The 20,746-nt window shown below is 72.3% G+C and carries 15 protein-coding genes; 13 read left to right on the top strand and 2 right to left on the bottom strand.

The features are described 5' to 3' along the window. Positions 1 to 307: 307 nt before the first annotated feature. The 6 genes from H7827_RS09785 (at position 308) to H7827_RS09760 (ending at position 7,883) form a co-directional block, all read left to right on the top strand. The gene (locus tag H7827_RS09785; protein WP_432744200.1) at positions 308 to 1,057 is read left to right on the top strand and encodes a prepilin peptidase; all 750 of its coding nucleotides are present in this window, start codon (positions 308 to 310) and stop codon (positions 1,055 to 1,057) included. A 225-nt stretch (positions 1,058 to 1,282) separates the two neighbouring features. Continuing rightward, entirely contained in the window at positions 1,283 to 2,089 is an 807-nt protein-coding gene (locus H7827_RS09780) for an isoprenyl transferase (RefSeq protein ID WP_432747968.1), read from the top strand. A gap of 324 nt (positions 2,090 to 2,413) precedes the next feature. Then, positions 2,414 to 3,748 carry a PhoH family protein gene (locus tag H7827_RS09775; RefSeq protein WP_030728297.1) on the top strand — a complete coding sequence of 445 codons (1,335 nt, stop codon included), beginning with the start codon at positions 2,414 to 2,416 and terminating at the stop codon, positions 3,746 to 3,748. Positions 3,749 to 4,150: 402 nt separating this feature from the next. Further along, positions 4,151 to 4,864, top strand: a complete 714-nt coding sequence (locus H7827_RS09770; RefSeq protein ID WP_432744198.1) for a transglycosylase SLT domain-containing protein — start codon at positions 4,151 to 4,153, stop codon at positions 4,862 to 4,864. Between the two features lie 160 nt (positions 4,865 to 5,024). Further along, entirely contained in the window at positions 5,025 to 6,545 is a 1,521-nt protein-coding gene (locus H7827_RS09765) for an AI-2E family transporter (protein WP_432744196.1), read from the top strand. Positions 6,546 to 6,869: 324 nt separating this feature from the next. Then, on the top strand, positions 6,870 to 7,883 hold the full coding sequence (locus H7827_RS09760; protein ID WP_432747967.1) for an endonuclease/exonuclease/phosphatase family protein: 1,014 nt from the start codon (positions 6,870 to 6,872) through the stop codon (positions 7,881 to 7,883). A 78-nt stretch (positions 7,884 to 7,961) separates the two neighbouring features. On the opposite strand, the gene H7827_RS09755 is transcribed toward H7827_RS09760, so the two are convergent. Next, a complete protein-coding gene (locus H7827_RS09755) occupies positions 7,962 to 9,824 on the bottom strand; it encodes an alpha/beta hydrolase (protein WP_432744194.1) in 1,863 nt (620 codons plus the stop codon). Between the two features lie 194 nt (positions 9,825 to 10,018). Here H7827_RS09755 and H7827_RS09750 point away from each other — a divergent pair, with 194 nt between their 5' ends. From H7827_RS09750 to H7827_RS09730, 5 genes are all read left to right on the top strand, one after another. After that, complete coding sequence (locus tag H7827_RS09750) at positions 10,019 to 11,461, top strand: catalase (protein ID WP_432744192.1); 1,443 nt, start codon at positions 10,019 to 10,021, stop codon at positions 11,459 to 11,461. 107 nt (positions 11,462 to 11,568) lie between these two features. Further along, positions 11,569 to 12,093, top strand: coding sequence for a PadR family transcriptional regulator (locus H7827_RS09745; protein ID WP_030728281.1), 525 nt, complete (start codon positions 11,569 to 11,571; stop codon positions 12,091 to 12,093). Continuing rightward, a complete protein-coding gene (locus H7827_RS09740; RefSeq protein WP_432744190.1) occupies positions 12,090 to 12,767 on the top strand; it encodes an ABC transporter ATP-binding protein in 678 nt (225 codons plus the stop codon). The genes H7827_RS09745 and H7827_RS09740 overlap by 4 nt, the downstream gene beginning before the upstream one ends. After that, positions 12,764 to 15,148, top strand: coding sequence for an FtsX-like permease family protein (locus H7827_RS09735; protein ID WP_432744188.1), 2,385 nt, complete (start codon positions 12,764 to 12,766; stop codon positions 15,146 to 15,148). Before H7827_RS09740 ends, H7827_RS09735 begins: the two co-directional genes overlap by 4 nt. A gap of 95 nt (positions 15,149 to 15,243) precedes the next feature. Beyond that, positions 15,244 to 15,648, top strand: coding sequence for a cytidine deaminase family protein (locus H7827_RS09730; RefSeq protein WP_432744186.1), 405 nt, complete (start codon positions 15,244 to 15,246; stop codon positions 15,646 to 15,648). A 19-nt stretch (positions 15,649 to 15,667) separates the two neighbouring features. On the opposite strand, the gene H7827_RS09725 is transcribed toward H7827_RS09730, so the two are convergent. Beyond that, on the bottom strand, positions 15,668 to 17,467 hold the full coding sequence (locus H7827_RS09725) for a hypothetical protein (protein ID WP_432744184.1): 1,800 nt from the start codon (positions 17,465 to 17,467) through the stop codon (positions 15,668 to 15,670). Between the two features lie 82 nt (positions 17,468 to 17,549). Between H7827_RS09725 and H7827_RS09720 the strand changes: the two genes are divergently transcribed. Further along, positions 17,550 to 18,923, top strand: coding sequence for a protein kinase domain-containing protein (locus tag H7827_RS09720; protein ID WP_432744182.1), 1,374 nt, complete (start codon positions 17,550 to 17,552; stop codon positions 18,921 to 18,923). Positions 18,924 to 18,973: 50 nt separating this feature from the next. Then, positions 18,974 to 20,653, top strand: a complete 1,680-nt coding sequence (locus H7827_RS09715; RefSeq protein WP_432744180.1) for a fumarate hydratase — start codon at positions 18,974 to 18,976, stop codon at positions 20,651 to 20,653. Positions 20,654 to 20,746 lie beyond the last annotated feature (93 nt).

Here is a 20,746-nt window from a genome sequence, read left to right as displayed (position 1 = left end):
CCGTGACCGCGAAATGAGGCCAGTGGATGACCGTGGGTAGTGTGACGGAAGGGCTTGTGCGAAGGGGGTCACAGTCCCGTGACCCGTACGGTAGGGTTCCCTCAGTCAGTCACGCTGACATCCATAACTGCCAGCGTCGTCACTCCCACCCCGGCGACGTCTGGCGGGGCGGACCGTGAGCCACCCCCCCCGCTCCGGTCCCCCCATACAAGCGGGCCGGTCTGCCCTCCCCCCACTCGGGCAGACCGGCCCGCAGTACGTCCGCACCCCTGCCGCTTCCGTGCGGCCGGCCCGTACGCTCAGCCGGGTGCACCCGCTGTTGATCGTCGCCGCCGCCGCGTACGGAGCCCTCACCGGACCCCTGCTCGCCCGGCCCCGCTACCGGCTGTCCGTCGAGCCGGAGCAACCCTGGCGCTCCGCCTGCCCGGCCGGCCACCCCCTGCCGCCCGCCGCCCAGGGCGGCTGGCTCGGCACCGCGCGCTGCCCGCACTGCCCGCCCGCCACCCGCCGCTACGGCACGGGCGCCGGGGCGCTCACCGTCTGGACCGCGCTGGTCTGCGCCGCCCTGGCCGCCGCCACCGGGCCGCGCCCCGAGCTCGTCGTCTGGCTGCTCGCCGCGCCGGCCGTCGTGCTGCTGGCCGCCGTCGACCTCTCCGTCCAGCGGCTGCCCGACCCGCTCACCCTCCCGCTGGCCGCCGCCCTGCCCGTGGCCCTCGGCGTGGCCGCGCTGTCCGGCTCCGCCACCGGCAGTTGGCCCCGTGCCCTGCTCGGCGGGCTCGTCCTGGGCGCCGTCTACTTCGTGCTCTTCCTGATCAATCCGCGCGGCATGGGCTTCGGCGACGTCAAGCTCGCCGTTCCGCTCGGGGTCGCCATGGGCTGGTACGGCTGGGACGTGATCTTCTTCGGCACCTTCACCGGTTTCCTGTGCGCCGCCGGGTACGGCCTGATCCTGATCGTCGCCCGCCGGGCCACCCGCAAGACCGCCCTTCCCTTCGGGCCCTTCATGGCCCTGGGCGCCCTCGTCGCCCTCCTCCTGGGCGCCCTCGCCGCCGCCTGACCTCACCCGGCCCGCCGGTCCGCAGAGCCGGGACGGATCCCCGCGCCACGCCTGAATCCGGCCCACTGGCACACAGCGGCCTCTTCCATGCGTTACGGTGGAATACCCCCCCTCGGGCCGGTCCGTATCCCCCCCACGGACCGGCCCGCTTTCTGTTCCGGCGCCGAGCTGTCCTACAGTGCTGGTTCCGACGGGGCAGGGTGTGCGAGGGGATGCGGCGTGGCAATGCAGGAACAGGACCGAGGAGGGATCTTCGGCAGGGTCCGGAACAAGATCCGCCGCGGGTTCGTACGGCTGTACGCCCACCGGGTGGAGGGCAAGCTCGGCAACGCGGAGGGCGTGCCCAAGCACATCGGCGTCATCCTGGACGGCAACCGCCGCTGGGCCAAGGCCGCCGGCGGCACCACCAAGGAGGGGCACGAGGCGGGCGCCGCCAAGATCCAGGAGCTCCTGGGCTGGTGCGCCGAGACCGATGTCGAGGTGGTCACCCTGTGGATGCTGTCCACCGACAACCTCGCCCGCCCCGCCGACCAGCTCGACCCGCTGCTGACCGTGGTCGAGGGCGCGGTGCGTGACCTGGCCGCCGACGGGCGCTGGCGGGTGCACCACGTCGGTGCCCTGGACGTGCTGCCCGAGCGCACCCGCAGCGTGCTCCAGGAGGCCGAGGAGCTGGCCGGAAAGCGCGAGGGAATACTGGTCAACGTGGCCGTCGGCTACGGCGGCCGGCAGGAGATCACCGACGCGGTCCGTTCGCTGCTGGCCAAGCGGGCCGCGGAGGGCCAGGACCTGGCCCAGGTCGCCGAGTCGCTGGGCGTCGAGGACATCTCCGAACATCTGTACACCCGCGGTCAGCCCGACCCCGACCTCGTCATCCGTACCAGCGGCGAGCAGCGGCTCTCCGGCTTCATGCTCTGGCAGTCGGCCCATTCGGAGTACTTCTTCTGCGAGGCGTACTGGCCGGCCTTCCGCAAGGTCGACTTCCTGCGGGCGCTGCGCGACTACGCCGCCCGGCACCGCCGCTACGGCGTCTGATCCGGGCGGTTCATCCGGTATTACCCTCTCGTACCTTCGTTCACCACCCCATGTCCGCCGAGCGGGCATGGGGTGGTGCCGTCCGAGGGGTTGTCCGCATGAGATGCGGAGGCAGCGGGCATATTCATCGCGGACCGGGCGTCAGCCCCGTCCGCCGGGAGGCCCGTTTGCGTACCACGGACATGGACCAGGGCCGGTGCCCGGCCCGTGCGTGCATGGCTCCCATGGAGGCCACGGGCCGTCAGCCGGCCAGCAGACGCCCGGCGTCGCACGTACCAGCGGCGCCGCGTCTTCCACACCTCTCCCGAGGGGGTTCGTCCACACGTGGTGACCAGCAAGAAGCGCCTCAGCGAGCGGCGCATGTACGTCCTCGACACCAGTGTCCTCCTGGCCGACCCATCAGCGATGACCCGTTTCGACGAGCACGAAGTGGTGCTCCCGGTGGTCGTCATCACCGAACTGGAGGCCAAGCGCCACCACCCGGAGCTGGGGTACTTCGCCCGCCAGGTGCTGCGTCGGCTGGACGAGTACCGGGTGCGGTACGGCCGTCTCGACCATCCCCTGCCCATCGGTGACCTCGGCGGTACCCTGCGGGTGGAGCTGAACCACTCGGATCCGGCCATTCTGCCGCCGGCCATGCTGACCGGCCGCGGGCAGTTGCTGGACAACGACACCCGCATCCTGGCCGTCGCCCGCAATCTCCAGGCGGAGGGCCACGATGTGACGGTGGTCTCCAAGGACCTGCCGCTGCGCATCAAGGCGTCCTCGGTCGGTCTGGCCGCCGAGGAGTACCGCGCGGAACTGGCCATCACCGATTCCGGCTGGACCGGGATGATGGACATCACGATGCCCGGCGAGAGCGTGGACGAACTGTTCGCCTCCGAGAGCGTGTTCGATCCGCAGGCCGCCGAGCTGCCGGTGCACACCGGTCTGGTGATCTCCTCCGAGCGCGGCCGGGCGCTGGGCCGGGTGGCGCCCGAGGGCCGGGTGAAGCTGGTGCGCGGGGACCGGGAGGCGTTCGGTATCCACGGCCGCAGCGCCGAGCAGCGGGTCGCCCTGGATCTGCTGCTCGATCCGGACGTCGGCATCGTGTCGATGGGCGGCCGGGCCGGCACCGGCAAGTCGGCGCTGGCGCTGTGCGCGGGTCTGGAGGCGGTCCTGGAGCGCCGCCAGCACCGCAAGGTGATGGTGTTCCGGCCGCTGTACGCGGTGGGCGGGCAGGATCTCGGCTACCTGCCGGGCACCGAGGCCGAGAAGATGAACCCCTGGGCGCAGGCCGTCTTCGACACCCTCTCGGCGGTGACGACCCGTGAGGTCATCGAGGAGGTGGTGGCGCGCGGGATGCTGGAGGTGCTGCCGCTCACCCACATCAGGGGCCGTTCGCTGCACGACGCGTTCGTCATCGTCGACGAGGCCCAGTCGCTGGAGCGCAATGTGCTGCTGACGGTGCTCTCCCGGATCGGTCAGGACTCCCGGGTGGTGCTCACCCACGACGTGGCGCAGCGTGACAACCTGCGGGTGGGACGGTACGACGGTGTGGTGGCGGTGGTGGAGAAGCTCAAGGGGCACCCGCTGTTCGCGCACGTCACCCTGACACGCTCCGAGCGCTCCCCGATCGCCGCGCTGGTGACCGAAATGCTGGAGGAGGGGCGGGTTTAGCCCCCGGCCACGCTGTGTGTTCCGTCCGTGCGGCCGCTGTTGTTCACCGGCCGCCGGGCGGAACGCAAGCCCCCGTTCGGCTGGAGTGCGTGTGACCTTTCCCACATCGAGCTGAATTGCTTACCGCTCCCCGTTTCCGGCAGTGTGTGCGTCTGTCAGGCCCCGCATACGGCACTGCCGCACCGCCATCGGAGCGGCGCAGTACAGAGTTTGACAACTGAACAGCCGTCAGCCGTATGCCGCCCGCAGCACCACGCGGGGTCCCGTGCCAGCAAGGGCAGGGGTTCCGCCGGGCCCGTGCCTTCTGTGACCCGCTGGTCCGTTCAGCGGTGAAGGCCCGTGTCAGGGGCACGATTGCGCCCGTGGGGGTCACCCACGCGGGCGATGGTGGAAGGAAACCGTGTGAGCCGGATTTCGGTCCGGGGATTCGCCGTGGCGTCTGCTACCGCGGTCACCACCGTCGGTGCTGCCGTCGGTGTTGCCTCGGGAGACGAGCAGGGCGGCGTCAGCGACATCGAGTTCGCCGCCGCCGACGCGACGCTGCTGGCGGACATACCCGCTGCCCCGAATGCCCAGCTGCACACCGCGTCGCTGGTCCAGCAGGCGGAGTCGCAGGCGGATGTCGCCGACGTCCAGACCCGTAAGGCGGCCGAGGAGGCCGCCCGGGTGCAGGCCGCCTCGGATGCCCAGGAGCGGCGCGAGCGTGCCGAGCAGGAGGCCAGGGAGCAGGCGGAGCGCGAGGCGGAGGAAGAGCGCCAGCGCGAGGCGGCGGAGGCCGCCAGCCGGTCCGCCTCACGGGCTTCCGCGCCCATCCAGTCCTCGTACAGCAAGGCGGAGATCCAGGCGATCGCCCGGGACATCGTGGCCGCCGACCAGTTCCAGTGCTTCTCCACGATCGTGGAGCGCGAGAGCGGCTGGAACCACACCGCCACCAACCCGTCCTCCGGCGCGTACGGCCTGATGCAGGCGCTGCCGGGTACGAAGATGGCCTCGGCCGGCGCCGACTGGCAGACCAACCCCGCCACCCAGATCCGCTGGGGTCTGAACTACATGAACGAGCGCTACGGCAGCCCGTGTGGCGCATGGGAGTTCTGGCAGGTCAATCACTGGTACTGACCCTTCCGTCAGTCCCCGGCGAACAGCGTTCACGGGATCCCCGCACCGGCTTCGGTGCGGGGATTTCCGCTTTCGTGAGGGGACCCTCCTTCCGGCGGGCGCGCAGGGTAACGTCAGGGCGCGGACCGCGGTGCGAAAACTGGGGGAAGAGGGAAACGGGATGTCTGGAGTGAGCCGGTTCAAGACCGGCCTGGCGCGGCTGAACTCGCGCGTGTCGGCCTATCGGGCCGCCGCGGAGCGCGAGATTCAGCGCCGGGAGCGGGAGGCGGAGGAGCGGGTCGCGGGGGGCGCCGAGGACGGCGGGGGTGGGTACGAACATCTGGAGGCGCGGGTCCGGCGGACCGTGGCCCCGGATGTGCCGGGGCTCGTCGAGGTCCCGCCGGCCGGTGAGGGCGGCGCCCCCGCCGGGAGCGGCGCGGGCGGCGCGGGGGCGAGCGCGGGTGGCGACGGCGGGGGAGCCGGGACGGGTGGCGCGCAGCCGCCCGCCACCCCCGAGCGTCCGGCGCCCGACGAGGCGATCCCGTGGGGTGTCCGGGTCGCGGCCGCGGCCGGCTGGCGGATGCTGGTGCTGGCGGCCGTGGTGTGGGTGCTGATCCAGGTGGTGTCGGCGATCAGCCTGCTGGTGATCGCGTTCGCCGCGGGGCTGCTGGTCACCGCGCTGCTCCAGCCGTTCGTGGGGCGGCTGAAGAGGCTCGGGGTGGGGCGGGGGCTGGCCACCGCGATCGTCTCCATCGGTGGCTTCATGGTGATGGGCGGCGTCGGCTGGTTCGTGGTCTGGCAGGTCATCGAGAACACCGACCGGCTGGTGGAGCAGGTCCAGGACGGTATCGACCAGCTGCGCGACTGGGTGCTGCAGCTGCCGTTCGGGGTGACCGAGGAGAACATCAACGAGACCGTCGACAATCTCAACAGCTGGATCACCGATCACAGTGACGAGCTGACCTCGGCCGGTCTGGAGGGCATCAACTACCTCACCCAGTTCCTGTCCGGCGCCGGTGTGGCGCTGTTCGTGACGCTGTTCCTGCTCTACGACGGACGCGGGGTGTGGTACTGGTTCCTGAAGCTGGTGCCGGCCCAGGCGCGCGAGGGCGTGGCGGGCGCCGGGCCGCGGGCGTGGATCACGCTCACCGGCTATGTGCGCGGCACGGTGCTGGTGGCGCTGATCGACGCGCTGGGCATCGGCATCGGGCTGTTCGTGCTGGAGGTGCCGATGGCGGTGCCGCTGGCCGTCATCGTGTTCCTGTCGGCGTTCGTGCCGCTGGTCGGTGCCATCGCCTCGGGCGCGCTGGCCGTGGTGGTGGCGCTGGTGACCAACGGCCTGTTCACGGCGCTGATGGTGCTGTGCGTGGTGCTGCTGGTGCAGCAGGTCGAGGGGCACATCCTCCAGCCGTTCATCCTGGGCCGGCTGGTGAAGGTGCACCCGCTGGCCGTGGTGCTCGCGGTGACCGCGGGCACGCTGCTGGCCGGTATCCCGGGCGCGGTGGTGGCCGTGCCGCTGGTCGCGGTGGCCAACACGGTGGTCGGCTATCTGCGCGCCTACCAGGCGGAGGCCGATCTGCGGAACGGTCCGTCGGGGGCGACCATAGCGCCGCTGGCGCCGGTGCGGCCGGCTCCACCGGTGAGCGCTCCGGAGGACGAGCCCGGGGGCACCGGACGCGACGGCGACCGGCCCCGGGACTGACCCGAGAGCGACCCGGGACGGGGTGCGAGGGCCCGTCTGTCCCGGATGGGTGGATCACCCGCTTCCCCGCCGAAGGGCGGGGGAGCGGTCCCGGATCTGTCTCCGTGCTGCCCGGCCCGGGCCGGGCAGCATCGCGTCGGCCTGCCCCCACGGCAGGTCGGGAGGGGGATCACCTCTGCCCGCTCCACCACAGAACCGATGATCAAGCACGCTCAGCGCGTCACCGGGCGCAGCCCCGCCCGCCGTGGCGGGCGGCCGCGGCCGGTGGAAGGCACCCGTGCGGTGGTGCCGGACCCACGCGCGGGGCCGGACGAAGGGATGACCGTGCCGGAGGAGACCGGGGCGGCTGCGCCGACGGCGAAGAAGACCTGGCGCCCGCTGACGTGGTGGCTGGGCGAGGACGCCCGGGGCCGGTCGGTGTGGGGCCGGGGGCGGGTGCTCGCGGCGCTGGCGGTGCTGACGGGCGGACTGTTGGCGTTCCCCGGCGCCGTCCCCAACACACCGGGCCGTCTCGGCAGTCTGCTGGAGTCCTTCCTGCCCTGGCTCGGCCTGGTGATCGTGGTGCTGTTCGGTCTCGCGGTGCTGCGGCGTTCGGCCACCGCGCTGATCGCCGTGCTGCTGCCGGTGCTCGCCTGGGCCTCTCTCTTCGGCGGGCTGGTCCGGTCGGCGCAGGCCGGTGACGTCGATCTCGTCGTGGTGCAGCACAACGTGAGCGACGAGAACGAGGACCCGGCGGGCAGCGCCCGCGCCCTGGTAGCCGCGGGGCCCGAGCTCATCGCGCTCCAGGAGCTGTTGCCCTCGGCGTTGCCCGTCTATCAGGAGGAGCTGGCCGCGCGGTATCCGTACCACGAGGTCCGGGGCACCGTGGGGATCTGGTCCGTCCACCCGCTGAGCGACACCCGGGTCGTGGACATCAAGCCCCGGGACATCGAGGAGTACTGGAGCCGGGGGATGCGGACGGTGGTCCACGCGCCGCAGGGCGAGTTCGCGGCGTATGCCGCGCATCTGCCGTCGGTGCGCCTGGGGGGCGGCGGGTTCGCGTCCGCACGGCGTGACGAGAGCGCCGAACGGCTGGCGCGGGCCATCGCCGCCGAGGAACAGGGCCGGGTGGTCCTGCTGGGCGACCTCAACGGCACCGTCGAGGACCGTGGTCTGGCGCCGCTGACGTCCCAGCTGAACGTTCCGGAGAGCGGTTTCGCCTTCAGCTTCCCCGCGTCCTTCCCCGTGGCCAGGATCGACCAGGTCATGGCGCGCTCGGCGACGGTCTCCCGGGTGCACACGCTGCCCGCCGTCGGCAGTGACCATCTGCCGGTGGTCGCCCAGCTCCGGTGGGAGTGAGCGGCACCGTGCGGCGTTGACCCCCCAGGGCCCCGGCCCGGGTGCCGGGGCCGACCGCGGGCGCGCCGGGGAGACCCGCTACCCGGCCCAGCCGTGCTGGGGTGGGTGACGCGCTTCGAGCAGCACGCTCAGGGCGTCCGTCAGCGGCTGGCTCCACCCCTCCGAGGGCGCGATGTACGCCCAGGCGTCGACCGGGTTGGAGCCGTAGCGGTGGCCGTGCGGCGCGGGTGACCCGTACGAGACGGCCATGTCGACCGTCGTCTGCCAGAAGGTGACGAACGGGAACCAGTCGATCTGCGAGGTGACGTCCGGGCCCAGCGGCTCGTTCATCCATTCGGGCCGCTGGAAGAGCAGATCGGGTGACCACCACACGACCGGGTCGGAGGCGTTCTGGAGGTAGATCACCCGGGGCTCCTCCCAGGGGCCCGGTTCCAGCAGCAGGTCCCGCTCGGGGAACTGGGCGAACCGTACGTGCTTCCCGCCGTCGTACACCGGGCGCCACACGGGGCTGCCGGGGTCGCGGCCGGCGGTGAGTTCGCTGTGGAGCGGGGAGAAGTCGGGCGGGCCGACCAGCAGCGCGCCGTCGGTGCGGGCGAGCAGATCCTCCAGGCCGTCGAAGGCGTCCTCGATGGCGGTGACGGCGAGGGACTCGCCGAAGACGACGAGCTTGGGGCGGGTGTCCTCGGGCAGCTGTGACCAGTGCTCCCACACGGCGTCCACCAGTTCGCGGGTGGCGTTGCCGGCCTCCTCGCGGTCCACCACGAACGAGGCCCAGCTGGGGAGGTAGGAGTACTGCATGGTGACGACCGCGGTGTCGCCGCCGTGCATGAACTCCAGCGCCTCCACCGTGGTGGGGTTGATCCAGCCGGTGCCGGTGGTGCCGGCGATGGCGAGCACCTCGCGGTCGAAGGCCCCGGTGCGCTCCAGTTCCCGCACGGCCAGCGCGGCGCCGTCCGGGTACGCGCCGTAGGCGGCGCGGCCCACGTACACCCGGACGGGCGGCTGGGCGGGGCGCCCGGTGAACTGGGTGATCTCCTCGGTGGACAGCACCGTTCCGGTGAAGGTGCGGCCCTTGTTGCCGAGGTCCTCCCAGGAGATCAGCGAGTCGGGGCTGCCGGAGACCATGGGGGAGTACGGGCGCATCACGCCGTCGTCGGTGCTGCGGTCCTTGGCGGCGGAGAGCCGGTCGGCGATGGTGAGGACGCCGCGGTCCCACACCACGTCGCGGGTGCCGTACACCACGATGAGGCTGGTGAGGGCCAGGCCGAGGGCGACGGCCAGCGGCCAGGGCACGAAGCGGTTGAGCCAGCGGGTGATCAGGCGGGTCAGCAGCCGGATGGCGCGGGCGACGGCCACGAAGAGCACCAGCACACCGAGCGAGATCAGCGCGATCATGAGGGAGTGCCAGGTCAGGGTGGGCGGCAGCTCCTGGAGCCGGCGCAGTTCGCGCTGCATGTCGGCGCTGCGGCCGAGCATGATCGCGACCGCGAACGGGAGCAGCAGTTCGTACCCCAGCCAGGCGCGGGCACGGAGGCGGGGGCTGGGCTGCCAGGGCAGCAGCCGGTAGAGCGAGGAGACGGTGGAGCCCAGGCCGTAGCCGATGGCGGCGGTGATGCCGCCGATGGCGCCCTGGTAGTACCAGGGGCGCGGCACCAGGGAGGGGGTGAGGGAGAGCCAGAAGAAGAAGGTGGCGACCAGGCAGGCGGTGAGGTCGGGCCAGCGGCGCATCAGCCATTCGGAGCTGGGCCGGTCCCAGTACGGCTTGCGGGCGTAGGCGCGGGCCAGGTCCGTGGTGCGGCGGGTGGCGGTGCGCAGCGCGGCGCCGGCGCGTTCGGCCGCGGTGGCCGGGGGTGCGGGAGGGGCGGGAGAGGTGGCCGGGTTCGCCGGGGGGGCGGGCTGCGGGGTGCCCCCGTCGTCGCCGTCCCCCGAGGTGTGCTGCATTGTCTGTCTCCGACCGCTCCCTATGGCGTGACTCCCCGTGTCCACGCGCCAGTGGGACAGACGCAGCGGTAATGGGCCGAGTTGCTTGATTCCGCGTTGAACAAACTACAGGTCTTGACGGAGTCCAATCGGTTGCCGATGCGACGGGACCGCGATTCGCTGGTGGGGACCCGCAGTCGGGAGGAGGCTTCGCCATGGACCACACCACCAACAACGCCGGCGTACCGGTGGAGAGCGACGAGCACTCGCTGACGGTCTCGCCGGACGGTCCCGTCCTGCTCCAGGACCACTATCTGATCGAGAAGATGGCGCAGTTCAACCGGGAGCGGGTGCCGGAACGGGTGGTGCACGCCAAGGGCGGCGGCGCGTACGGCACCTTTACCGTCACCGGGAACGTGAGCGAGCTGACCCGGGCCGACCTGTTCCAGCCGGGGCGGCGCACCCGGATGCTGGCGCGGTTCTCGACGGTGGCGGGGGAGCAGGGCAGCCCGGACAGCTGGCGGGACCCGCGCGGCTTCGCGCTGAAGTTCTACACCCAGGAGGGGAACTACGACCTGGTCGGGAACAACACACCGGTGTTCTTCGTCCGCGACCCGCAGAAGTTCCAGGACTTCATCCGCTCGCAGAAGCGTCACCCGGGCAGCGGATTGCGCGACCACGACATGCAGTGGGACTTCTGGACCCTGTCGCCGGAGTCGGCGCACATGGTCACGTGGCTGATGGGCGACCGGGGCATCCCGCGCACCTGGCGGCACATGAACGGGTACGGCTCCCACACCTACCTGTGGGTGAACGCGGCCGGCGAGCGGCACTGGGTGAAGTACCACCTGAAGACGGACCAGGGCATCGACTTCCTCACCCAGAGCGAGGCGGACGAGCTGGCCGGCCAGGACGCGGACGCCCACCGCCGCGACCTGTACACGGCGATCGACCGCGGCGAGGCGCCGACCTGGACGATGTACGTGCAGGCGATGCCGTTCGAGGACGCGCCCGACTACCGCTTCAACCCCTTCGACCTCACCAAGGTGTGGCCGCACGGCGACTACCCGCTGATCGAGGTGGGCCGGATGCGGCTGGAGGAGAACCCGGAGGACTACTTCATCCACATCGAGCAGGCCGCCTTCGAGCCGTCCTCGCTGGTGCCGGGGATCGGGCCCTCGCCGGACAAGATGCTGCTGGGCCGGCTGTTCTCCTACCCGGACACCCACCGCTACCGCATCGGCCCCAACTACGCCCAGCTGCCGCCGAACCGTCCGGTCGTCCCGGTGCGCTCGTACGCCAAGGACGGCCCGATGCGCTACGAGCCGGCCAGGACGGCGGCACCGTACGCGCCGAACTCCTACGGCGGTCCGGCCGCCGACACCGCCCGGTACGGGGAGCCGGCCGGCTGGCGGACGGCGGGCGAGATGGTGCGGGCCGCGTACACGCTGCACGCCGAGGACGACGACTTCGGGCAGGCCGGGACGATGGTGCGCACCGTGCTGGACGACGCGGCCAGGACACGTCTGGTGAGCAATGTGGCCGGCCATCTGAAGGTGGACGTGAGCCCGCCGGTGCTGCGCCGGGCGCTGGACTACTGGCGCAGCGTCGACGCCGCCATCGGGGACCGCATCGCGGGGGAAGTCAACAGCGCTTAGTCCGTTCGGGGTTGGCGCTGCGCGGAGCCCTTGATCATTTATGCAGGTCAAGGGCTATGCAGTCTGGGTATACACACGGTTTATACGTGGTGTGTATAGTGACGGCCATGTCCATCGGTCACACCCTGCTCGCGCTCCTGGAAGCCGGTCCCCGACACGGCTACGACCTCAAGCGCACCTTCGACGATCACTTCGGCCAGGACCGCCCGCTGCACTACGGGCAGGTCTACTCCACGATGTCCCGGCTGCTGAAGAACGGCCTGGTCGAGGTCGACGGCATCGAGGCGGGCGGCGGACCCGAGCGCAAGCGCTACGCCATCACCGACGCCGGCATCACCGATGTCGACGCCTGGCTCGGCACCCCCGAGAAGCCCGAGCCCTACCTCCAGTCCACGCTCTACACCAAGGTCGTCCTCGCCCTGCTCACCCGGCGCGACGCCAACCGGATCCTGGATACCCAGCGAGCCGAACACCTGCGGCTGATGCGGCAGCTCACCCGGCGCAAGAGCAGCGGCGACCTCGCCGACCAGCTCATCTGCGACCACGCCCTGTTCCACCTCGAAGCCGATCTGCGCTGGCTCGAAATGGCCGCCGCGCGCCTGGAACGGCTCGCCAAGGAGATCCACCCGTGACAGCCCTGCTCACCGCGAACGACCTGCACAAGTCCTACGCCAGCACCCCCGCCCTCGCCGGCGCCGACTTCTCCATCAACGCCGGCGAAGTCGTCGCCGTCATGGGCCCCTCCGGATCCGGCAAGTCCACCCTGCTGCACTGCCTGGCCGGCCTGGTCCCGCCCGATCAGGGCACCGTCCGCTACCAGGGCCGCGACCTGGCCGGCCTCTCGGACGCCGAACGCAGCGCCCTGCGCCGCGCCGACTTCGGCTTCGTCTTCCAGTTCGGTCAGCTCGTCCCCGAACTGTCCTGCGTCGAGAACGTCGCCCTCCCGCTGCGCCTCACCGGCACCAAGCGCAAGGAGGCCGAGGCCCGCGCCACCGAATGGCTCGCCCGCCTGGAGGTGGACGACGTACGTCACCACCGCCCCGGGCAGGTCTCCGGCGGCCAGGGCCAGCGCGTCGCCGTCGCCCGCGCCCTCGTCAACAACCCGCGGGTGGTCTTCGCCGACGAGCCCACCGGCGCCCTCGACTCCCTCAACGGCGAACGCGTCATGCAACTGCTCGTCGAGGCCGCCCAGGAGTCGGCCGCCGCCATCGTCCTGGTCACCCACGAATCACGGGTCGCCGCCTTCTCCGACCGCGAGGTCGTCGTCCGTGACGGCAAGGCGCGCGACATGGCGGGGGCGGCATGACAACGCCGGTCTCCGTGTGGACACGGGATCTGCTCATGGGCGTCCGGTTCGCCGTCGCCGGCGGCCGGCCCGGCTGGGCCCGCACCACCCTCACCGCCATAGGCGTCGGCCTCGGCGTCGCCCTGCTGCTGTTCGCCGCCTCCGCGCCCAGCGTGTTCCAGAACGTGGACGCCCGCGCCGACGCCCGCGTACCGATCTGGTACGAGGACCTGGCGCCGGGGCCCGACACCCTGCGCTACGAGAGCATCCCCACCGTCTACCACGGGGCGCAGGTCACCGGCATGCTTCTGCAGCCCGACGCGGGCGAGGCCACCACGGCCACCCCGCCCCCGGGACTCGACGCCTTCCCGGCCCCCGGCGAGATGGTGGTCTCCCCGGCCCTGAAGCGCCTCCTGGACTCCTCGGACCACGAGGTCCTGCGGGAACGGCTCGCCGGATACGAGATCACCGGCACCATCGGCGACGCCGGACTGCGGGGCCCGGCCGAACTCGTCTTCTACATGGGCACCGACACGCTCACCGGCGCCGCCGCCGACGGCACGCCGCACCACAACCGCACCGACACCTTCGGCGCCAGCTACCCGCCCGCAGCCCTGAGCCCCATGCTGATCCTGCTCATCCTGGTGATCTGTGTGGTGCTGCTCATGCCGGTGGCCGTTTTCATCGCCACCGCCGTACGGTTCGGCGGCGAACGCCGCGACCAGCGCCTGGCCGCCCTGCGCCTGGTCGGCGCCGACCGCTCCGGCACCCGCCGCATCGCCGCGGGGGAGGCGCTGGCCGGTGCCCTGCTCGGCCTCGCGGTCGGCCTGCTGTTCTTCCTGCTGCTGCGCCAGGCCGCCTCTCACATCACCCTCGCCGGGACGAGCGCCTTCCCCGCCGACTTCGTGCCCAGCGCGCCGCTGGCCGTCCTCATCCTGGCCGCCGTGCCGCTGTCCGCCGTCGTGGTCACGCTGTTCGCACTGCGCGGCGTCGCCATCGAACCCCTGGGCGTCGTCCGGGAGTCGGCCGACCGCCCCCGGCGGCTGTGGTGGCGGCTGGTGCCGGCCGCACTGGGCCTGATGCTGCTGCTCCCGCTGGCCGGCGCCTACTCCGCCGGCAGCGGCGGGGCCCGCGAACTCCAGGCCGGCGCCGGCATCGTGCTGATCCTGGTCGGCGCCACCGCCTTCCTGCCGTGGCTCGTGGAACGCGGCGTCGCCGCCTTCCGGGGCGGCCCCGTCTCCTGGCAACTGGCAGTCCGCCGACTCCAGCTGGGCAGCGGCTCCGCCTCCCGCGCGGTCAGCGGCATCACCGTCGCCGTCGCCGGGGCCATCGCCCTGCAGATGCTGTTCGGCGGCGTACAGGCCGAGGAGAGCAGCCCGACCGGTTACGACACCGACGAGGCCCAGATCCAGGTCGTCTCCTCCGGCATGACCGCCGAGAGCAGCACCCGGATGCTCGGCGAACTCTCCGGCGCCCAGGGCGTGCTGGACGTCTTCGGCAGCTACTCCGGCTACGCGGTCCGGCCCGAGGACCGCCAACTGCCCGGCGAACTGGTGGCCCCCGGCGTGTACATCGCCGACTGCACCACCCTGCGGAAGATGGCCGACCTCCCCGACTGCGCCAACGGCGACGTCTTCCTCGCCGCCGACCCCGACGACTCGGGGGAGGGGACCTTCCCGCTGCCCGGCCCCGGCGACACCGTCGACGTGAGCGTCGACGCCGAGGGCGCGGCCTGGGACCCGGACCGGGCCGGGCCCGACCTGTGGACCGTCCCGGACGACGCCCTCCGCGTCGATTCCGTCGCCGACCCGCTCGGCCGCTGGGCCCACGGCATCCTGGCCACCCCCGGCGCGCTGGACGGCTCACGCTTCGGCGGCGGCTTCACCGAAGTACTGATCAACGTGGACCCGGACGACCGGGTCGACACCGTCGAGCGGCTGCGCACCGTCCTGTTCGGGATGCCCGAGCGGCCCGCGCTGTGGGAGATCCAGTCCGTGTGGACCTCCGACGAGTTCGCCTCCATCCAGCGCGGGCTGCTCATCGGCTCGATCGCCGTGCTCGCCCTGATCGGGGCCAGCATGATCGTCTCCCAGCTGGAACAACTGCGCGAGCGCAAGCGGCTGCTGGCCTCCCTGGTGGCCTTCGGCACCAAACGCACCACGCTGAGCGCCTCCGTGCTGTGGCAGACCGCCGTCCCGGTGGCCCTGGGCCTGACCGTGGCCGTCGTCGCCGGGACGGTCCTGGGCTTCGTCCTGATGCGGATGGTGGGCCTGCGGGTCACCGACTGGTTCGGCTTCCTGCCCATGGCGGCGGCCGGACTCGTGGTGATCGCCGTGGTCACCCTGGCCAGCATGCCGCTGCTGTGGCGGCTGATGCGGCCCGAGGGGCTCCGGACCGAGTGACCGGCTGAACCCCGCGCCGGGACCGGGCCACCACGCGTGCGAGCACACCGAAAACGCGTGGTGGCCCGGCCCGTACCGCCGGTACGGTGCCGGCCATGCACCGCGAGCTGATCGACGAGGCCCTGGCCGCCCTGCGCCCGCACCGGGCGGGGGACCGGCTCTTCGGCAATGTGGCCAGCGTGCTGGTCACCGACACCGGAGCGCACCACCGGGGTGTGTGCGTCGACACCCCGTGCGGCACCGGCTTCTGCGCCGAACACGCCGCCATCGCCGCCATGGTGACGGCCGGTGAGTACCGCATCGCCGACATCGTCGCCGTGTGGCGCGACGAGACCACCGGCCGCCCGCACGTGCTGCCCCCGTGCGGGCGCTGCCGCGAGTTCATCCGGCAGATCGACCCCGCCAACATCGACACCCGGGTCATCCTCGGCCCCGGCCGCTCGGCCCCGCTGCGCGACCTGCTCCCGGCCCACGCGTGGCCCGAACCGCTGGCGGACTGACGCCCGACGCCCGCGCCGCTCAGTGGGCCGCCGGTGCCCGGGACTCCATCTGGCGCCACAGCTCGACGGCCGCGTTCAGCCGCCGCGCCCGTTCCCGTATCGCCGCGACGTCGTCCCAGGTCACCGCGTCCGCGTGGGCCTGGAGCAGCCGTTCGTGATCGGCGCGGATGCGCTGCAGCACCCGCACCTGCCGCGGTGAGGTACGCGGCATCGGCAGCCCGGCCAGCACCTCGTCCAGCCGCTCCAGATCGTTCCGCGCCGCGCGCGCGGGGATCTCCGCCCGCTCCCGCTCCCTCGCCAGTTGCTGCGGTGTCATCCGGGCGAGCTTCCTGGCGCGTGCCGCCGCGGCGCGTATCCGGCGGCGGCGCGGGAACAGCACCCGCACCAGCAGGTTGGCCGTGGACAGCACGCTCAGCGCGACGACGGCCAGCACCACCCAGGTGGTCGGGCTCCAGCCGCCCCCCTCGCCGGTCCCGGCGGCCGCCCCCTCATCGGCCTCGTCCGCCCCGGGCACGGCGGCCGCCGGAGCGCCGACCAGTTCCAGCAGGGCGTCCAGCGAGGCCGCCACGAACCCTTCCCCGGACTGCTGGGTCCCCCACGCCCGCTGGGCGAGGCCGTCGTCACCGGACACCGACACGGCCGAGACGCGTCCCCCGTTGTACGTGTCGACCCGGTACACCACCATCCGCTGATCCGGGGCGTCCGCCCAGTCGACCTGCCCGGCCAGCATCCCCGCCGGCTCGGCGTCGTCCCCGGACCACGGCGTGTCCTCGCCGAGTTGCAGTTCCAGAACGCTCTCCGGCAGGAACGCCACCCGGACCGGGGTGCCCGCCCCGGACAGCGCCGCCGCGTACTCCGCCTCCGCGTCGAAGCCGGGGATCCCCGGATGCACGTACAGCGCCTGCTCCCCGAGCACGCCGGCCGCCTCCGTCAGCAGGTCGGTGTCCGACAGCACCGAGGCCAGCAGCGCCAGCCGCCCCGGCATCTCCGCCACCGGGACCGAGGTGATGGCACTCGATCCCACGACGCTCACCAGATCGCTGATCGTGTACGGCACGCCGGAACCGGTGGCCATCACCGCGGAGAAGTCCTCGTCCTGCCACTGGAGCAACAGCGCAGCCCCGTCGTCCGGCAGATCCTCGGCCAGGGCCGCCATGGTGTCCTCGGTCCGCCCGCTGACCCCCGACACCAGGGCCACCCTCAGCTGAGGCACCCCGGCGAACACCGACTCCAGCATCGCCTCGTCCAGCGAGGGGAACGCCTCGGTCACCGCCGGGTCCACGAAGAACCGCGTGTCGCCGTCCGCCAGTGCGTGCACCCCGGGCGACACGTCGTCGTCCAGCGCGTCGGGCAGGGTCAGCAGCACATTCCCCTTGCCGATCCCGACCCGGGCCATCTCCTCGTCGAACAGATCCCACTCGCCCAGGGAGATGCCCACCGTGGTGCGCTGCTCACTGCGGTTCGGGCTGTCGCTGGTGGCGCTCCGCGTCTCGCTGTGCACCATGTACACGCCCGGCTCGCCGATCGCCGCCGCCAACTGCTGCGCCGCCGCCCCGTCCTCGCCGATCTCCTCGGTCACGAAGGCGATCCGGAACGTGGTTTCCGCCCGCTCGTAGCGGGCCCGCAACAGCTCGACCAGCTGCGGATCGGCGCCCTGGTAGTCCTCGGCCACCCACACCGTCTCGCCGTCCGCGAGCGCCGCGATGGCCTCCTCCAGCTGCCCCGCCGCCCTGGCCGGCGGCGCGGTGAGCAACCCGAACAGCATCAGCACGCCCAGCAGGCCCGCGAGCCGCGCTCTGCGCCCGGCGGTGGTCCTCATCCCCGTCCCCCTGTCCGCGATGTCCTGTGGAATGCTATGCCCGCCAACTGACAGCAGGGCACGGACGGGGGACGGGAACCGTATGGCGGTCGGGGATCTTCTGGACGGCCGGTACCGGCTGGTGCGCAAGCTCGGCGAGGGCGGCATGGGCCAGGTGTGGCAGGCTCACGACGAGCGGCTGCGGCGCGATGTCGCCATCAAGACCGCTACCGACGGCGCGGACAGCGCGCTGGTGCGCCGCCTGGAGCGGGAGGCGATGGCCATCGCCCGGCTCGCCCACCCGCACATCGTCACCGTGCACGACATGCTCACCGGCGAGTTCGAGGGCGGCTCCGCCGTCATGCTGGTGATGGAACTGGTCCCGGGGGAGTCCCTGGACCGCACGCTGGCGAACGGCCCGCTGCCGCTGGAGCTGGCCCTGGAATGGGGCGCGCAGATCGCCGACGCGCTCTCGGCAGCGCACGCCCCGGGCGTCGGCATCGTGCACCGCGACCTCAAGCCGGCCAACGTGATGATCACCCACCAGCGGGTCAAGCTGCTGGACTTCGGCATCGCCCACCTCGCCGAGGGCATCGACGAGGGCCGGCGCACCTCCCTCACCGCCACCGGCACCGCCATCGGCACCCCCGACTACATGGCCCCCGAACAGTGCACCGGCGCCGAGATCACCGCCGCCACCGACGTGTACGCGCTGGGCTGCGTGCTGTTCACCATGCTCACCGGGCGCACCGTCTTCCCGCCCGGCGGCACCGTGATGCAGGTGATGTACCGGCAGGTCAACGAGGCGCCCCCGCAGCGGCCCGGCGAACTGCGCCCCGGGCTGCCGGCGGACGTCGACGCGCTGGTGCTCGCCCTGCTGGCCAAGGACCCGGCCGACCGCCCCGAGGGCGCCGCCGCCGTACGCGACCGGCTGCGCGAGCTGGCCCGCCCCCAGAGGACCCCCGAGCCGAAGCCCGACCCGCGGGTGAGCACCCCGCACACCGTCCGGCTCACCCCGCCCGCACCGGCCCCCTCCGGGCCCACCGACCGGGTGCCCACCGGGTACGACCGGGACGCACCCGCCACCGCGCCGCCCACCCCGTCCACCCCGCCCGCCCCCTCCGTCCAGGACGCCCCGCCCGCGCCCTCCCCGCGCGAGGACGTGCCGGAGCCGCAGCCGGACGCCTCCCCGCCCCGCCCCGCCGACGAGCTGCGCGCCCGCACCCGCGAGGCCCAGGCCGCCCAGCAGACCGGCAACTCGGCCGCCGCCGCGGAACTGTGGGCCGCCCTCATACCCCGCCTCGCCGAGTACTACGGCCCCGACGGCTGGCCGACCGAACGCGCCTGCGTGCAGCTCGGCCTCATCGGCCACCACACCACCACCGCCATCGCCCGGGACCTGGAGGGCCGCTACGGCTCCCGCCGCACCCGCCGGGCCCGCAAGGCCCTGGCAGGACGACCCATCCCCCTGGAGTGAGAACCGGGCCCCGTACCCTGGAAAAGCTGTACCGCCCCGGCCCTGTGGAGATGACGATGTCTGCCAGTCCCGCGTTCCAATACACCGACCTGCTCCCGGTCGGCGCGGACGACACCCCGTACCGTCTGGTCACCGCCGAGGGGGTCAGCACCTTCGAGGCCGGTGGGCGCACCTTCCTCCAGGTCGAGCCGGAGGCGCTGCGGCGGCTCGCCGCCGAGGCCATGCACGACATCTCGCACTATCTGCGCCCGGAGCACCTGGCCCAGCTGCGGAAGATCCTGGAGGACCCCGAGGCCTCCCCGAACGACCGCTTCGTGGCGCTCGACCTGCTGAAGAACGCCAACATCGCCGCCGCCGGCGTGCTGCCCATGTGCCAGGACACCGGCACCGCGATCGTCATGGGCAAGCGCGGCCAGCAGGTCCTCACCGAGGGCGAGGACGCCCGCGCGCTCTCCCGGGGCATCTTCGACGCCTACACCAAGCTGAACCTGCGCTACTCCCAGATGGCGCCGCTGACCATGTGGGACGAGAAGAACACCGGCTCCAACCTGCCGGCCCAGATCGAGCTGTACGCGGAGGACGGCGACGCGTACAAGTTCCTGTTCATGGCCAAGGGCGGCGGCTCGGCGAACAAGTCGTTCCTCTACCAGGAGACCAAGGCGGTGCTGAACGAGGCATCGATGATGAAGTTCCTGGAGGAGAAGATCCACTCCCTGGGCACCGCCGCCTGCCCCCCGTACCACCTGGCCATCGTGGTCGGCGGCACCTCCGCCGAGTACGCGCTGAAGACCGCCAAGTACGCCTCCGCGCACTACCTGGACGAGCTGCCGGCCGAGGGCTCGCCCACCGGCCACGGCTTCCGCGACCGTGACCTGGAGGAGAAGGTCTTCGAGCTGACCCAGAAGATCGGCATCGGGGCGCAGTTCGGCGGCAAGTACTTCTGCCACGACGTGCGCGTGGTGCGGCTGCCCCGGCACGGCGCCTCCCTCCCGGTGGCCATCGCGGTCTCCTGCTCCGCCGACCGCCAGGCCAAGGCCAAGATCACCGCCGAGGGCGTCTTCCTGGAGCAGTTGGAGACCGACCCGGCGCGCTTCCTGCCGGAGACCACGGACGAGCACCTCACCGAGGACGAGGTGGTTCGGATCGACCTCACCCGGCCGATGGACGAGATCCGCGCCGAACTCAGCAAGCACCCGGTGAAGACCCGCCTGTCGCTGACCGGGCCGCTGGTGGTGGCACGGGACATCGCGCATGCCAAGATCAAGGAGCGGCTGGACGCGGGCGAGGAGATGCCGCAGTATCTGCGCGACCACGCCGTGTACTACGCGGGCCCGGCCAAGACCCCCGAGGGGTACGCCTCGGGCTCCTTCGGTCCGACCACGGCCGGCCGCATGGACTCCTACGTGGCGCAGTTCCAGGCGGCGGGCGGCAGCCACGTGATGCTGGCCAAGGGCAACCGCTCGGCCCAGGTGACGAAGGCGTGTGCCGCGCACGGCGGTTTCTACCTCGGCTCCATCGGCGGCCCGGCCGCGCGTCTGGCGCAGGACTGCATCAAGGCGGTGGAGGTCCTGGAGTACGCGGAGCTGGGCATGGAGGCGATCTGGAAGATCGAGGTGGAGGACTTCCCGGCGTTCATCGTGGTGGACGACAAGGGCAACGACTTCTTCACCGACCCGACCCCGGACCAGCCGTTCATCACGAGCATCCCGGTGGGCGGCCCGCGCGGCTGACCGCGCCGGGACGGTACCGGGCGCGCGCCCGGTACCGTCCCCTCCCTGTCGACCTGGCGACACGATGCGGGGGCTGCCCGACGCATCAGGGGT

The organism is Streptomyces sp. JH002, assembly GCF_050916115.1.
GTDB classification, from domain to species: Bacteria; Actinomycetota; Actinomycetes; order Streptomycetales; family Streptomycetaceae; genus Streptomyces; species Streptomyces xiamenensis.
The sequence above is the reverse complement of the archived record's forward strand: the minus strand, read 5'-3'. Positions and strand labels throughout refer to the sequence as shown.